Raw genomic sequence first — 13,932 nt, 5'->3', positions numbered from 1 at the left:
TCCTTATATCCCCCTAAATTTGAACTGTTTTATCTTTTGCAGAAGAGCTTTGTCTCCGCATAAACATTAATAACCCTACAGCAGTTTTCACTGCTCGGTAAATACGAAATGAAGCAGTAAATTCACATTTAGATGCAACTGTTTTCCCTTGAAAGATAGGAGTAATCTCCAGCTTCGGTTCATGAACAAGTTCTGTATATTGACCAAGCAACCCGATAATAATCCCTTTTACTGACCATACATATCCTGTCACAATACCCGTACTCGCTGCATCCCCTGTCCCAATTTGTGAATGCCATCTAAATTGATTGATTTTCACTTTTTGCAGAAAATCCTTACTCATAGTATGGATATGTTGCAGTTTTTTTATAATCTCCTCGATACTATCCAGCTGCGCGACGAATTTCTCGTGCGCACCACCCTTCTCTTCTGCTTTTTCAATCTTTTGCTCTGTCTTTCTTTGCTGTTTCTCCATCCGTTCAAGTACGTCAAATGTAAAATGAACCATCCATATTTTCACTTCAAATAAACATTGCTGTTCACTTTCCGTATATAACAAACTTACTTTTATTGACAACTTCGAAAGTAAAATTACAAAAAGAAATATAACAACAATTACAACTCCGATTAAGAGCCACTTCATCCGAATCATCCTTTCATACCATCTCCATTATGGACACGTTATGAAAAGGTTAAACAAAACGGAAAATAAAAAGTTTTCAAAAAAATAAAAGGGTTTTTGAAAGTTTATATTGAAATATAATATTCGAGCATAAAATTTTACTTCAACCGGAGGGATAGAAAATGTCAAATCGTCGCAATTTATTTTTCTTCTATGGTGATGATAAAACAGCACTTACTGAAAAAATGAAACCAATTTACGATATTTTACGTGATAATGGATTTACAATACTCAATCATCCAAAGCATGCAAACGCTATTGTAAGCGTTGGTGACGATAGTACATTTTTACAAGCCGTTCGCAAGACAGGCTTCCGTGATGATTGTCTATATGCAGGCATTGCAACAACAGATGAAATTTCTTTTTACTGTGATTTCCACATCGACCACGTAGACAGTGCCCTTCAAGAAATTACAAAAAATGAAATTGAAGTGCGCAAATATCCAACAATCCATGTGACTGTCGATAACGACACTTCATTTTATTGCTTAAACGAATTTGCATTTCGTTCTAGCTTAATCAAAACCTTTGTAATTGATGTCTTTGTTGATGACTTACATTTTGAAACGTTCCGTGGAGACGGCTTAGTCGTGTCCACACCAACTGGCAGCACTGCGTATAATAAATCTTTACGAGGCGCCGTTGTGGATCCGTTAATTCCATGTTTCCAAATTAGTGAGCTTGCATCTTTAAATAACAACACATATCGTACACTTGGCTCTCCATTTCTTTTAAACGCAAATCGTACATTAACACTACGCCTTGCACCAGGCGGAAATGACTATCCAGTTATGGGGATGGATAACGAAGCACTGAGCATTAAACAAGTGGAAAAAGCAGTTGTTCGCCTTAGCGATAAACAGATTAAAACAGTTAAACTAAAAAACAATTCGTTCTGGGAAAAAGTACAAAGAACGTTTTTATAGGAATAAGAAAAGGCGGCTTTATGCCGCCTAAACTATTAAAAATATGAACGAACTGAATAGACAAGATGAATTACCAATTATTAATAACAAAGAAGGATTATCCATTCCTTTACAAGTGAAAAAATACAACTCCCTTCAGAAGAACAAACTCAAAATAAAAAATCTCACTTCTCGATTTCTTTATCTGTTGAAAACTTTAAGTTATGCACATTAACTGAATTTCTCGTACATAACCTCACCATCAACTACCGTCATCGCTACCTCTACATCCCGAATCTCCTCTTCCTCTACCTCAAATATATCGCGGTCAATCACTGTAAAATCAGCATCATATCCTTTTACAATTTTCCCACGTTCGTTTTCTCTTCCAATCGTATACGCACTTCCTGTCGTAAATAACGAGACTGCTTCAAATACTGTTAATTTCTCCTCTGGCATATAGCACTTACCATCAATAAAGCTTCTTCTTGTTACAGCGCTATATATACCTAAAAACGGGTTCACCTCTTCAATTGGTGCATCCGATCCACCTGCGCAGTGCAACCCTTCCTTAAGGAGCGTTCTCCACGCATACGCGTAACGGAGGCGGTGCTCTCCTAGCTTTTCAATAACGGACGGGAAGTCAGAAGATAAAAAGACGGGCTGAAGGTCTAAAATGATAGGTAACTTCTTCATGCGTTCAATTAACTCCTCACGAGCAAGCTGGCAATGAATAATCCGGTCCCGCAACCCTTCTGCTGGTGGATGAAGTTCTAATGCATTAATGACATATTCAAGTGACAAATCACCTATTGTATGAATCGCAACTGGCATCCCAAGTCTCCTTGCTTGTTTCACAAGTTCTGCGAGTTCTTCGCGTGTAAAAATGGCAACACCGTTCGTTTCTTTTGCGTCCTCATACGGTTCACTAAGAAGTGCTGTACGCCCACCAAACGAACCGTCAGAGAAAATTTTCATCGCTCCGAATTCAATGTAATGTGTATTTTCATATTGTGACCTTTCCTTCGCAACTTCGTGATGAACAAGAAGGTGTGCTTTAAAAGGCATTTTCTCAATTGTATGTTTAAAAGCGTTATGCGTCTTCTTAAATCCACCATAATAGTTTAAGTCTTCTGTATGACCTCCAACTAATCCATATTTCCAGCAGTCTTGAATTGCCGTTTGCAGGGCCGTTTGTAAATATACTTCATCAATTACAGGTTGCATATGCGCAATTAAACCTTGCGCCTGTTCGTACAATAACCCTGTTAATTGGCCATGCTCATCACGGCCAATTTTACCGCCCTTTGGATCTTTCTTTTCCGCTGTGATTCCTGCTTGCCCTAGCACATAACTATTCACCCACTGTACATGACGACAAACACGTTTTAATAAAATAGGATGCTTGTCTGAGATTGCATCTAAATCTTGTACATGTACAGCTTTTGAATCAGTGAACTGGTTTTCATTCCAACCTTCACCGATAATCCACTCTCCTAAAGCTGTACTTTTGACACGCTCGTTAACGAGATGAAGTACCTCTTCATATGAAGTACACGACGATAAATCTAAGCGCAACAACCGTTCACCATGACCAATAAGATGCATATGGCTATCGACAAGCCCTGGAAGCATCGTCTTCCCTTCTAGATTAAATTCCTCTTGAATTTTATAACGCGTGCGTAGCTCTTCTTTACTTCCAATATCGACAATCTTTCCATGTTCCACGTAAGCCGCTTCTACCATTTCATTTTCTTTTGCCATTGTATAAATGTTTCCATTATGCCAAAGTTGTCCCATTAGTTCATCATCCTTTTTGTCATTGTTTTAGAAAAAAGAATTGGTGCATCGATGCACTTGTTATTTTCATATTCAAGCTTAATGAGCGCTAATTTCTCAATAGAAGTTTCCATTGGCTTCACCATGCTTGTGCAACACTGAAATGCTTCATAAAATTTTTCTTCTTTAAGGTGATTAGCAATTGTACAATGCGGAACCCACTTTCCAGGAAGATATAACGAATCTGGGTTATCACTATATCGTTTAAAATACTCGTGATAACTTCGATGAAAAGCTAGTAATTTCTTCGTCGGTACAGGTGACAAAAATAACGTACTTGACCCTAAAAAGGTTCCAATTGTATTTAACATTAATGGGATACCGTTTTGACTATGTAAAAATCGATTCATATCTTCTATAAATGATTCTATTTCTATACTTTCATAACTTGCAATTGTCATATGAGGTTTTCTACTTGGTATCTCTTTTGCATAACAAGAAATATTTCGCTCATAAAGCTCGTTCCATATTGACTCTATTGCTCTCTCTGCTCCTTCTTCAAATAAAGCGATTACACCATACATCTGCTCACCCCTTTTTGTTTTTAATATTAAAATAATTCTAACATAAAAAGCCCAGCTCTTCCTAAAAGAACTGGGCTTTTTATACATTTCCATTATTATTTCGAAGTCATTTCCATTTCTTTTTTCCTTAGCTCCACGCGGCGAATTTTCCCTGAAATTGTTTTTGGTAATTCTGCTACAAACTCAATTTTACGTGGGTATTTATATGGTGCTGTTAATTCTTTAACGTGTTCTTGTAATAACTTAATTAACTCCTCATTTTGTTCAACACCTTCATTTAAAACAACAAATGCTTTTACGACATTGCCTCGCATTTCATCTGGACTTGCGACAACAGCGCACTCTCTTACGTACGGATGTTTCACAAGTGCATCTTCTACTTCAAATGGTCCAATTGTATAACCAGAGCTAATAATAATGTCATCACCGCGTCCTTCAAACCAGAAGTAGCCATCTTCATCTTTCTTCGCTTTATCGCCTGTAATATAGTAATCACCGCGAAATTGCATCGCAGTTCGCTCTGAATCTTTATAATAGCTCTTAAATAAAGCAGGTGTTGTAACATGAACTGCGATATCACCAACAACACCAACAGGCACTGGAATTCCATTTTCATCGACAATCTCAACTTTATTACCCGGCGTTGGTTTTCCCATGGACCCAGACTTTACTTCCATTCCTTTCATTACACCAACAAGTAATGTATTTTCCGTTTGTCCATAACCATCCCGCACTGTAATATCAAAATGTCTGCGGAATGTATCAATTACTTTCCGGTTTAACGGCTCTCCTGCTGATACAGCGCTATGAAGAGCTGCTAAATTATACTCATGCAACGTCTCTACTTTCGCCATTAATCGATATTCTGTTGGCGTACAACAAAGTACATTCACTTTATAATCACTTAATAATTGCAAATATGTTTTCGGTTCAAATTTTCCATGATACACAAATCCTGTCGCACCTGAGCCAAGCGTTGCAAGAAATGGACTCCAAATCCATTTTTGCCAACCAGGGCTTGCTGTCGCCCATACGACATCATTTTCTTCAATCGCAAGCCAATTTTTTGCACTCGTGCGTAAATGCGCGTACGCCCATGCATGCGTATGTACAACTCCCTTTGGATTACCAGTCGTCCCTGATGTATACGGCAAGAAGACCATGTCATCACGGTTTGTTTTTGCCATTTCAAGTTCGTCACTTTCATGTAAAAGTGAGTCTTTTAAATTCACCCATCCATCAACAGGCTTGTCACTTAATACAAATTTCCGAAGAGATTTCATTGCTTCAATTCCATCAAACTGTCCAATATAAGGTTCATAGCTTACGATTGCTTTTACATCACCGTGCTCAATGCGGTACTCAATATCTTTTTTCCTAAGCATTTCAGAGCTAGGAATAACAGCAAACCCTGCTTTCATCGCCGCAATATACGTCATATACGCTTCAACAAGGCGGGGCATCATAATTAAAATTTTGTCACCCTTTTCAAGACCGCTCTTTATGAAATCGTTTCCGATTTTATTTGCACCTTTCATAAGCTCAGCATATGTAACACGGCGCTCGTTCCCTTTATCATCACACCAAATTAACGCAAGCTTGTCCGTCTGTTTCGCATAACGCTCCATTTCCTCAACCAAATTATATGTTTGCGGGGCAATCAATTCGTTTTGATTCACAGACTTCTCCTCCTTTATTGGATATATCCCTCCTTTTCATAATAAAGAATTTTCCGTCAATTTTAAACCATGCTTTTTTGACAAATTGGTTTATATTTTGACGGAGCTGTACAAGAATAGAGTTTTTCTCCTAAAATACGACAACAAACAAAAAAAGAGCGGGAAGACCCGCTCTTTTTAGCCATTATATAGGGGCGTTATTTTTGGTAACCGCCTAATTGTTGTTCAGCCATTGCTACAAGACGTTTTGTAATCTCACCACCAACTGATCCGTTAGCACGAGATGTTGAATCTGCACCAAGTTGTACACCAAACTCTTGTGCAATTTCATATTTCATTTGATCTAGAGCAGCTTGTGCTCCTTGAACTGCTAATTTGTTTGTGCTCGCCATGTTGTTTCACCTCCTTGTGAGTATAGAATGTGATAAACAACATGGCTTCATGCATATCTTATGATGGTAATTTATGGTTTTTAAAATAAATCTTCAAACTGTTCTTCCTCTGCAACTTCCACTGTTTGAAGAACCATTTTCTCTGTATTCGCTACCGCTTCTTCAATAAGCGGTGTGAAATCATAATAAGACTCAAATTTATTTGCTTTCTCACGTTTTGGCTTCGTTGCTGGACTTGCTGGTGTAAACACTGTACAGCAATCTTCGTATGGACGAATTGATGTTTCATACGTACCAATTTCGTGGGCAATTTTAATGATTTCCAACTTATCCATCGCAATAAGCGGACGGATTACTGGATAATTTGTTACTTCGTTAATTGTATGCATACTATCTAACGTTTGACTTGCTACTTGCCCAAGACTTTCACCAGTCGTTAATGCAAGAGCATTACGCTCTTCCGCAATACGCTCTGCAATGCGCATCATCATGCGGCGCATTACTGTCATTGAATAACTAGACGGTACTTCTTTATGAATTGTTTTTTGTACTTCTGTAAATGGCACAAGGTGTAACGTTACACGTTTACAATACTTCGTTAACTCCTGTGCTAGATCGATTACCTTTTGTTTTGCACGTTCACTTGTAAATGGTGGACTATGGAAATGAACTGCTTCCACTGATACGCCGCGCTTCATCGTTAAGTAAGCAGCAACTGGGCTATCGATGCCACCAGATAATAGTAGCATAACTTTTCCACCAACACCAACTGGCAGTCCACCTGCACCCATACGCTCATCACACATAATGTAACTATAACCACTACGAATTTCAACGCGAATATTTACATCTGGATTATGCACATCTACTGTAATATCCTCTGTATTTTGCAAGACATAACCACCAATTTCTGGTAAGATCTCCATCGTCTGCATTGGGAAATGCTTATAAGAACGATGAACTGTAATTTTGAAAGTTTTCACTTCATGCTTTAATTGTAGAAAAGCTGCTAATGCACCTTTTTTAATTTCTTCAAGATCTGTTGGCACTTTCATCGCTAAGTTAAACTTGTGAATACCAAACACATCTTGCAAATGTTCCGCTATTGCCTCATGATCTTCACCATTTAACTGAATGTACATACGATCATGTGTTGCTTCTACTTTTATATTTTTAAATTTCTTTAATTTATGTTTTACGTTATCTTTTAACGTACTTACAAACTTCGAACGGTTTTTTCCTTTAGTTGTCATTTCGCCATAGCGAACTAAAATATATTCATAATTCATCATCTTTCGTTACCTCATCACTTCATATAATTTTGGCAATGTTTCAGTCACAATTCCCTCGAATTGCTTCACTTCTTCCATCGTATTATCTTGCGTAAAGCTAATGCGAATCGCACTTGCTGCGACTTCATGAGATAATCCCATCGCTAATAATACACGGCTTACTTCATTTGCTTTTGAAGAACAAGCAGATTTTGTTGATACATACACACCTTGTTCTTCAAGCGCGTGCACAACAACTTCTGGCTTTAATCCAACGAACGATACATTTAAAATGTGCGGTGCTGCATATTCTACGGATGTATTTACAACTGCTTGATCTTTTTCTGTAAAGAACTGAACAAGCTCTCCTTGCAAGCTTCTTAAATGCGCAATATTACTTTGCTCATTTTCAAGCGTCATGCGAAGTGCTTTTATCATCGCTACAATGCCCGGTAAATTTTCTGTTCCAGAGCGGTAATGATTTTCTTGTTGCCCACCTGAAAAAATTGGATCTAGTCTTACACCGTCACGTACATAAAGTAATCCTGTCCCTTTTACGCTATGGAATTTATGTCCAGATAATGTACAAAGGTCAATATGCGACGCATGTAAATCAAGTGGTACTTTCCCAATCCCTTGCACATAATCGACATGGAAGCGAATTTTCGGATAGTTCTTTAACAATTCTCCTACTTCTTTTACAGGTTGAATCGCTCCCGTTTCATTGTTTACATGAATCATCGAAACGAGAATCGTATCATCACGCAGCGCACGCTTCACATCCTCTATACGTACAACTCCATGCTCATTTACGGGCAAATATGTAACGGAAAAACCAAGTTCCTCTAACTGTTTATATGCTTCAAACACGGATGCGTGTTCAATATTCGTTGTAATAATATGCTTACCACGGGAACGATTTTTCATCGCAATCCCTTTAATAGCAAGATTATTTCCCTCTGTTCCTCCAGATGTAAAAATAATTTCTGATGGTTTAACACGAAGAAGCTGCGCAGCAATCGTGCGAGATTGCGTTAATAAACGCTCTGCTTCTCCACCAAGCGAATGAATAGAAGAAGGGTTCCCAAAATATTTTCCTGCAACCGTTACATAGGACTGAAGGACATCCGGATATGGTTTCGTCGTCGCACTATTGTCAAAATAGATCATCGTTCTTCCCCTTTCAGCGGCAATTGCATCACACTATCATATCATACATTTCTTTATTTTCGTTACATATGCTATAGTCCGCTATCCATTATAGCAATATTGTCTCTCAATTTATACAAAAGTAACAAGAAAAACCCTTCATATTATGAAGGGTTTTCCACATCAACAAACTCAGCAATCTTTTGAACAACACCTGGCTCAATTTGCTCTAATACCGAAGCTGCTTGTTCTAATGCTGTATCATATTCATATTCACGGAACAATTTTTCTGCTTTGTCTAAACTATGTGCTAGTTCTTGATCATCACTACGATAACGATTACCATACTGAATTAGTTTTTCCACTAAATATGCTTGTTCAATTAATTCTTGCGTTAACTCATAAACATGAGTGACGGTTAAACGTGTTTCTTCTAACATATCATTCACCATGTTCATATTTAATGGTTTCACTTCAAGCTGTGCATATACACTTTGCATTGCATGTTGTCCCTTTTGTAAATCTTCTATTACACTCGTAGGAAGACCTGGTAAGTTTGATTTTTGCATAAGACGCTTTGATTCCATAATCATGTCACGCATTTCTTTTAACGTTTCACGCGCTTCAAATTCATCTTTACGCATTGACTGCAACATATCTTTATATTCTGCGTGCAACACTTTTAACGTTTCACACTGTTCATAAATTTCTTCTAGTTCTTCACGAATAACTGAGAAAGCAATATCTTGCTCTGCAATACGAAGCTGCAATACATCAAAGCGCTTCATTAAAATATGCATTTGCTTTTCAATTACCTTCTGTGATTCAACATCTTTATCTTGCAGTTGATAACTTTGCTTTACAAGTTGCGTTTCCGATTTCGTCTCAAGCGTTTGCTCACGCATCACTTCTAAATCTTCGTACACTGTCATTGTTGTTTGTTCTACATAATGCTTCGCTCTTACTTCATCTTCTAATTGATCATATAGTTCATCTAATCGAGATTTCAACACTTCTAATTTTTCTTTTGCTTCTGTAATTTGCAAGTGATGCAAGTCCGCTAAACAGATTTCGAGTTGTTTATACATCTCACGCACTTCTTTTGGAATTTCTAAATGGTTTAATATATAGCCTTGTTTTTTCATCTCGTCGTGACCTTGAGATAAATCATCTAGTTGAACAGTCAAAGTTGTTTGGCACTCTACTAACAAATCAGGAATCTCATGTACAATAAATTCCAAATTTGCTAGACCTTCTTCTAAACTTATCAAAATGTCACGTGCCTTTAAATAGTCTCCATTTTGCGTCGCTTCTTCAAACGTTACAAACTTCAATGACTCCTCATCTAACAGCTTTTCTATCTTCTCTTCAGAATCTCCAAACATATGTCGATGTGCTAATACATTTTTCTTTAAATTACGATATGTATCACGTAAACCGTCAATTTCCGAGCTATTTTTCTCATAGCTCTCTAACAGATTTTGTAATTCATTTAAAACATCCGTAATGCGGTGCTCAGCTTCATCTAAGCCACTTAATGCTTCATTCATCTCATTTTTTGCTTTACGGAAAGAAAATTGTGAAGTATGCTTATTCGCACTAACTAGCTGTTTATCAGCTTTCGGAATAATAGTATCCACAATTTCATCCCACTCATTTCGCCACTTACCAAAGAGCTCTTCCGTTTGCCCTGTCATATTTAAGTCTTTCACTCGCTTTAATTCATCTGCTACAGGTTTATCGACAAGCTCTCTTTTCCATTGCTGCAAAGCTTCAATATCTTTATACAAACGATTCCTTCTCACAAGCTGTACCATAAGAAACACTAACAGTACACTCACGATAGCAATCGCAATCGTCAAGATAGAATTCATCAAAAAAAGCCTCCTATATCTCATTTTTTGTCCGTTCCGTTTTGAAATGGAAGGCCATTATGTAGAAAAGGGAATACCCTATATGTAACAACATTCAATGTATTCATCATACCATGTAATGACAGGTTTTTGACCTAAATTTTTCGAAAAAAATTAGGTTTCTTGTCACTCTAAAAAGAATGATGTAACTCCAAAAATATAAAAACGCTCAGCAATATGCTCAGCGTCCTTAACTATATTATAACATTATACATATATCGCTCGCGGTAACGTAGAGTTCATATTCATTCCACAAAGTGTATGTTGAAGCCATTCCTCCACATCTTTTATATACATCTTCATAAAGAATTCTTCTGATGGAAATGCATGTAGCACTTCTGATATATACTGTGGATATAAAAATGGCATGTTCATCATACCTTTTAATTTTGTCATAAACATTGTAAAGGATACTTTATTGAACTCCCCTGTCTGTTCTCCACGCTTTAACACTTGTTCAACATAGTACTTTTCCTTTGAAAAATAAATTGTCATTACTTCACGAATAAGCGTACTATCAAGAGACAATTCACGATAAAAGAAACGTGTTAATTGTCGATGTTGAAACTGATATTGTAATAGATCGCTTACCATTTCAAATAAAACCTCTTTCGCTGATAAAAATTCATACTTTTGAAATTTATCTTCAATCACTTTTATATATCCTTCTAAAAAGCTCGTTACAAGCTGTTCTAATAATCCTTGTTTTCCATCAAAGTAATACGAGATATTCGCAACGTTGACATTGGCTTTCTTAGCGATATCACGCACCGAAGTACCATCATACCCTTTTGTATAAAACAACGAAACCGCCGCCTCGATAATTTTTTCTCTCGTTTGTTTCATGTACTCACTCCCTTTCAGCGAACAACTCATAATATAAATTTCTTGACTTTTAAGACAATTTCCTTTAATTTTCTATCGACAAAGTCGTTTGAAATTTCATGTATTTCGCGATACTTTTACATTTATCGAAAAAAAAGGTGGCGTTTTTATGTTTACTGCAAAGCAATACAATGGATCACGTGAAGAACAATATGAAACAGCGATTAAACAACTTGATGCGTTGTTAGTTGGAGAAACGAATGTAACCGCAAACTTCGCAAATGCTTCTGCCCTTTTAAACGTATTCTTGCACGATATTAACTGGGTTGGTTTTTATGTAACCGATGGAAACGAGCTAGTACTAGGACCTTTCCAAGGGCTACCTGCATGCGTCCGCATTCCATTTGGACGCGGCGTGTGTGGCGTTGCTGCTGAAACGAAAACAACGCAGCGCATCGCTGACGTTCATCAGTTCCCAGGCCATATCGCCTGCGATGCTGCATCCAACTCTGAAATCGTTATCCCAATGATTAAAAATGATGGAGTAATTGGCGTATTAGATATTGATAGCCCGATTAAAAATCGTTTTGATGAAATCGATGAATTATACTTAACAAAGTTTGTGGAAGTACTTTTGAAACATGTTTAAAAGAATTTAAAAAACCTTCTTTTTTTGAGTGGGGAGTGCTCCTGACTGCGCATAGTAACGGTCAGGTCCTTCGACTGCTATGCTCAGTTTTAAAACAAAAGATAGCATTCATTTGAGTGTAAAGAAATCGAAAATCGATATAAACACAATTTCTCCTTTTTGATGGAGAATGCTCCTAGCTACGCACAGTCAAAGAAGGGATTTTCATGCATTTCCAAAATTTATATGTATAAAATGAAATTTCATGTTGTTGACTACATTATGTAAAAGATATATAATAGCGTTTGTGTAAAATAAAAAGGCAGCCTTGTAAGACGAATTTATCGTTTGTATTTTGTTCCTCATCGAGGTGTATCGTGTAACTCCCTGCTGCTGGAGCGATGGTACATGAAAACAAAATACGCATAAATGTCACTTACGTCTGTTTTTATTTTACAAAAATAAAAACATTTAAAGGAGGAGTCAATTATGGCTCGTTATACAGGTCCATCTTGGAAACTTTCTCGTCGTCTTGGTATCTCTCTAAGCGGCACAGGTAAAGAATTAGAAAAACGCCCTTACGCTCCAGGTCCACACGGTCCTAACCAACGTAAGAAACTTTCAGAATACGGTTTACAATTACAAGAGAAGCAAAAGCTTCGTCACATGTACGGTGTAAATGAGCGTCAATTCCGTCGCACATTTGACCAAGCTGGTAAAATTGCTGGTAAACACGGTGAGAACTTCATGATTCTTCTTGAAACTCGTCTTGACAACTTAGTTTACCGCATGGGCTTAGCTCGCACTCGTCGCGCTGCTCGTCAATTAGTAAACCATGGCCACATCACTGTTGATGGCGCTCGCGTTGATATCCCATCATTCCGCGTTAAGCCAGGCCAAACTATCGGTCTTCGCGAAAAATCTCGCAACTTAACTGCAGTTAAAGAAGCTATCGAAGTTAACAACTTCGTACCTGAGTACTTAGCTTTCGATGCTGACAAGTTAGAAGCTACTTTCAACCGCTTACCAGAGCGCGCTGAGTTAGCTGCTGAAATCAACGAAGCATTAATCGTAGAGTTCTACTCTCGTTAATTCAATCGCTTAGTAGATAACGGTATTAAAAACCCTAGAAACGTTATTATAACGCTTTTTCTAGGGTTTTTTGTATTCTCATGGTTTGTAGAATAACTTAAATAAAATTAATAATCTGGGGAGGTTTTTGGGGGACTTTTTGGATAAAATAAGCGTGGGCAAACGCTATTGGGGATAGACTTTTAAATGTAAAAACTACTTTCAGTCATGCATATTTGACAGTACCATTCATTTTATTGTTCTTGTATCCACATAAGTAGAAATTTTTCTGTCTCTTGTGCTGGAAAGTACCATTTCCCACCTATTTTATATTTCGGAAAACGTTCATCATAAAAGAAATTCTCGCTTATGGTATTTCTGCTCATGCTTGTTTGCCTACATAATTCTTTCATATCCCAAAAGACTTTTTTATGTTCAATTTGATCCAGACGCTTCCTTAATTCTTCTAAGAAACGCTGTTCAATCATTTGTTCATCTAGCTGAATATTGAGCATATTATTCACCTTCTTTTTGAAGCTTTTTCTGTTCCAACCTTCTTTTTAAAATTAACTCCCTAACAGCTGGTATTAGTGGTTTTAGAAAGTTTTCCAACTGTTTCTTTGTTGGGACTAACTCTACGACATATCCGTTTTCATCCCTAATAATCCGGCCCTTCCCCATTCCCTTTACTCCCTTTCACTTTTGATATAGAAATATAGCGTTTATTTAACTTTCCCCTTATAAATCAAGTTGGTACATAACTTACCATCTTCCATTACTACTTCTCTTTCATAATTCGACAAAATTTCATCACGATTGATTTTCTCTACTTCTTCGCCATACCTCCAATATCCGGAACGAAGTAAAAATTCAGAATATCCTTCTGGAATCGGTAATTCATAACCATCTAAGGTTATTCTAGTTACTTCAATACCTTCTCTAATTATCATTGAATCACCCTTTCATTTTGAATATGGATAAATTCGCTTTGAGGCATGTTAATACCTTTAAAACCTGCAGCTTAGTATAAAAAATGTTGTTTATACTCTCCCCC

The 13,932-nt window shown here is 37.2% G+C and carries 15 protein-coding genes; 3 read left to right on the top strand and 12 right to left on the bottom strand.

All coding sequences use genetic code 11. From position 1 onward, the window contains the following. Positions 1-13: 13 nt before the first annotated feature. Positions 14-652: a DUF2953 domain-containing protein gene (locus BAMA_RS12870; RefSeq protein ID WP_034639644.1), complete on the bottom strand. Its 639-nt coding sequence runs from the start codon at positions 650-652 to the stop codon at positions 14-16. 152 nt (positions 653-804) lie between these two features. Between BAMA_RS12870 and BAMA_RS12865 the strand changes: the two genes are divergently transcribed. Beyond that, a complete protein-coding gene (locus BAMA_RS12865; RefSeq protein ID WP_034639642.1) occupies positions 805-1,608 on the top strand; it encodes an NAD kinase in 804 nt (267 codons plus the stop codon). Positions 1,609-1,818: 210 nt separating this feature from the next. Here BAMA_RS12865 and BAMA_RS12860 read toward each other — a convergent pair whose 3' ends face one another. The 8 genes from BAMA_RS12860 to refZ all read right to left on the bottom strand — a co-directional run bounded on the left by BAMA_RS12860 (position 1,819) and on the right by refZ (position 11,200). Further along, entirely contained in the window at positions 1,819-3,387 is a 1,569-nt protein-coding gene (locus BAMA_RS12860) for an amidohydrolase (protein WP_034639640.1), read from the bottom strand. After that, positions 3,387-3,950 carry a 2'-5' RNA ligase family protein gene (locus BAMA_RS12855; protein WP_034639638.1) on the bottom strand — a complete coding sequence of 188 codons (564 nt, stop codon included), beginning with the start codon at positions 3,948-3,950 and terminating at the stop codon, positions 3,387-3,389. Before BAMA_RS12855 ends, BAMA_RS12860 begins: the two co-directional genes overlap by 1 nt. Positions 3,951-4,045: 95 nt before the next feature. Then, complete coding sequence (gene mbcS / locus BAMA_RS12850; RefSeq protein ID WP_034639635.1) at positions 4,046-5,629, bottom strand: acyl-CoA synthetase MbcS; 1,584 nt, start codon at positions 5,627-5,629, stop codon at positions 4,046-4,048. 197 nt (positions 5,630-5,826) lie between these two features. Further along, positions 5,827-6,021 carry an alpha/beta-type small acid-soluble spore protein gene (locus BAMA_RS12845; RefSeq protein WP_034639632.1) on the bottom strand — a complete coding sequence of 65 codons (195 nt, stop codon included), beginning with the start codon at positions 6,019-6,021 and terminating at the stop codon, positions 5,827-5,829. 80 nt (positions 6,022-6,101) lie between these two features. Continuing rightward, positions 6,102-7,313 (bottom strand): tRNA uracil 4-sulfurtransferase ThiI, encoded by a 1,212-nt coding sequence (thiI, locus tag BAMA_RS12840; protein ID WP_034639630.1) that lies wholly within the window; start codon positions 7,311-7,313, stop codon positions 6,102-6,104. Positions 7,314-7,319: 6 nt separating this feature from the next. Continuing rightward, positions 7,320-8,462, bottom strand: a complete 1,143-nt coding sequence (locus BAMA_RS12835) for a cysteine desulfurase family protein (RefSeq protein ID WP_034639629.1) — start codon at positions 8,460-8,462, stop codon at positions 7,320-7,322. Positions 8,463-8,605: 143 nt separating this feature from the next. Further along, positions 8,606-10,315, bottom strand: coding sequence for a septation ring formation regulator EzrA (gene ezrA / locus BAMA_RS12830; protein WP_034639627.1), 1,710 nt, complete (start codon positions 10,313-10,315; stop codon positions 8,606-8,608). Between the two features lie 246 nt (positions 10,316-10,561). Continuing rightward, on the bottom strand, positions 10,562-11,200 hold the full coding sequence (refZ, locus tag BAMA_RS12825; RefSeq protein ID WP_034639625.1) for a forespore capture DNA-binding protein RefZ: 639 nt from the start codon (positions 11,198-11,200) through the stop codon (positions 10,562-10,564). A gap of 148 nt (positions 11,201-11,348) precedes the next feature. On the opposite strand from refZ, the gene BAMA_RS12820 reads away from it, so the two are divergent. Both BAMA_RS12820 and rpsD read left to right on the top strand, forming a co-directional pair. Continuing rightward, positions 11,349-11,828: a GAF domain-containing protein gene (locus BAMA_RS12820; protein WP_034639623.1), complete on the top strand. Its 480-nt coding sequence runs from the start codon at positions 11,349-11,351 to the stop codon at positions 11,826-11,828. A 468-nt stretch (positions 11,829-12,296) separates the two neighbouring features. Next, complete coding sequence (gene rpsD, locus BAMA_RS12815; protein ID WP_034639622.1) at positions 12,297-12,899, top strand: 30S ribosomal protein S4; 603 nt, start codon at positions 12,297-12,299, stop codon at positions 12,897-12,899. A 233-nt stretch (positions 12,900-13,132) separates the two neighbouring features. Here rpsD and BAMA_RS12810 read toward each other — a convergent pair whose 3' ends face one another. From BAMA_RS12810 to BAMA_RS12805, 3 genes are read right to left on the bottom strand one after another with little or no spacing between them, the layout of a single operon-like run. Next, positions 13,133-13,393: a MerR family transcriptional regulator gene (locus BAMA_RS12810; RefSeq protein WP_034639621.1), complete on the bottom strand. Its 261-nt coding sequence runs from the start codon at positions 13,391-13,393 to the stop codon at positions 13,133-13,135. A 1-nt stretch (position 13,394) separates the two neighbouring features. Beyond that, positions 13,395-13,559 carry a hypothetical protein gene (locus BAMA_RS24910; protein WP_200874683.1) on the bottom strand — a complete coding sequence of 55 codons (165 nt, stop codon included), beginning with the start codon at positions 13,557-13,559 and terminating at the stop codon, positions 13,395-13,397. Between the two features lie 41 nt (positions 13,560-13,600). After that, positions 13,601-13,828: a hypothetical protein gene (locus tag BAMA_RS12805; protein ID WP_034639619.1), complete on the bottom strand. Its 228-nt coding sequence runs from the start codon at positions 13,826-13,828 to the stop codon at positions 13,601-13,603. Positions 13,829-13,932 lie beyond the last annotated feature (104 nt).

Origin of the sequence: Bacillus manliponensis, from assembly GCF_000712595.1 — a bacterium.
Taxonomy (GTDB): domain Bacteria; phylum Bacillota; class Bacilli; order Bacillales; family Bacillaceae_G; genus Bacillus_A; species Bacillus_A manliponensis.
Note: the sequence above shows the minus strand (reverse complement) of the source record. Positions and strands in the feature narration are given on the sequence as shown.

Bases quoted from the DNA above. Each gene is read 5' to 3' on its own strand.
- BAMA_RS12870 (WP_034639644.1), bottom strand. From the start codon at position 652: ATGATTCGGATGAAGTGGCTCTTAATCGGAGTTGTAATTGTTGTTATA.
- BAMA_RS12865 (WP_034639642.1), top strand. From the start codon at position 805: ATGTCAAATCGTCGCAATTTATTTTTCTTCTATGGTGATGATAAAACA.
- BAMA_RS12860 (WP_034639640.1), bottom strand. From the start codon at position 3,387: ATGGGACAACTTTGGCATAATGGAAACATTTATACAATGGCAAAAGAA.
- BAMA_RS12855 (WP_034639638.1), bottom strand. From the start codon at position 3,950: ATGTATGGTGTAATCGCTTTATTTGAAGAAGGAGCAGAGAGAGCAATA.
- BAMA_RS12845 (WP_034639632.1), bottom strand. From the start codon at position 6,021: ATGGCGAGCACAAACAAATTAGCAGTTCAAGGAGCACAAGCTGCTCTA.
- thiI (WP_034639630.1), bottom strand. From the start codon at position 7,313: ATGATGAATTATGAATATATTTTAGTTCGCTATGGCGAAATGACAACT.
- BAMA_RS12835 (WP_034639629.1), bottom strand. From the start codon at position 8,462: ATGATCTATTTTGACAATAGTGCGACGACGAAACCATATCCGGATGTC.
- ezrA (WP_034639627.1), bottom strand. From the start codon at position 10,315: ATGAATTCTATCTTGACGATTGCGATTGCTATCGTGAGTGTACTGTTA.
- refZ (WP_034639625.1), bottom strand. From the start codon at position 11,200: ATGAAACAAACGAGAGAAAAAATTATCGAGGCGGCGGTTTCGTTGTTT.
- BAMA_RS12820 (WP_034639623.1), top strand. From the start codon at position 11,349: ATGTTTACTGCAAAGCAATACAATGGATCACGTGAAGAACAATATGAA.
- rpsD (WP_034639622.1), top strand. From the start codon at position 12,297: ATGGCTCGTTATACAGGTCCATCTTGGAAACTTTCTCGTCGTCTTGGT.
- BAMA_RS12810 (WP_034639621.1), bottom strand. From the start codon at position 13,393: ATGCTCAATATTCAGCTAGATGAACAAATGATTGAACAGCGTTTCTTA.
- BAMA_RS24910 (WP_200874683.1), bottom strand. From the start codon at position 13,559: ATGGGGAAGGGCCGGATTATTAGGGATGAAAACGGATATGTCGTAGAG.
- BAMA_RS12805 (WP_034639619.1), bottom strand. From the start codon at position 13,828: ATGATAATTAGAGAAGGTATTGAAGTAACTAGAATAACCTTAGATGGT.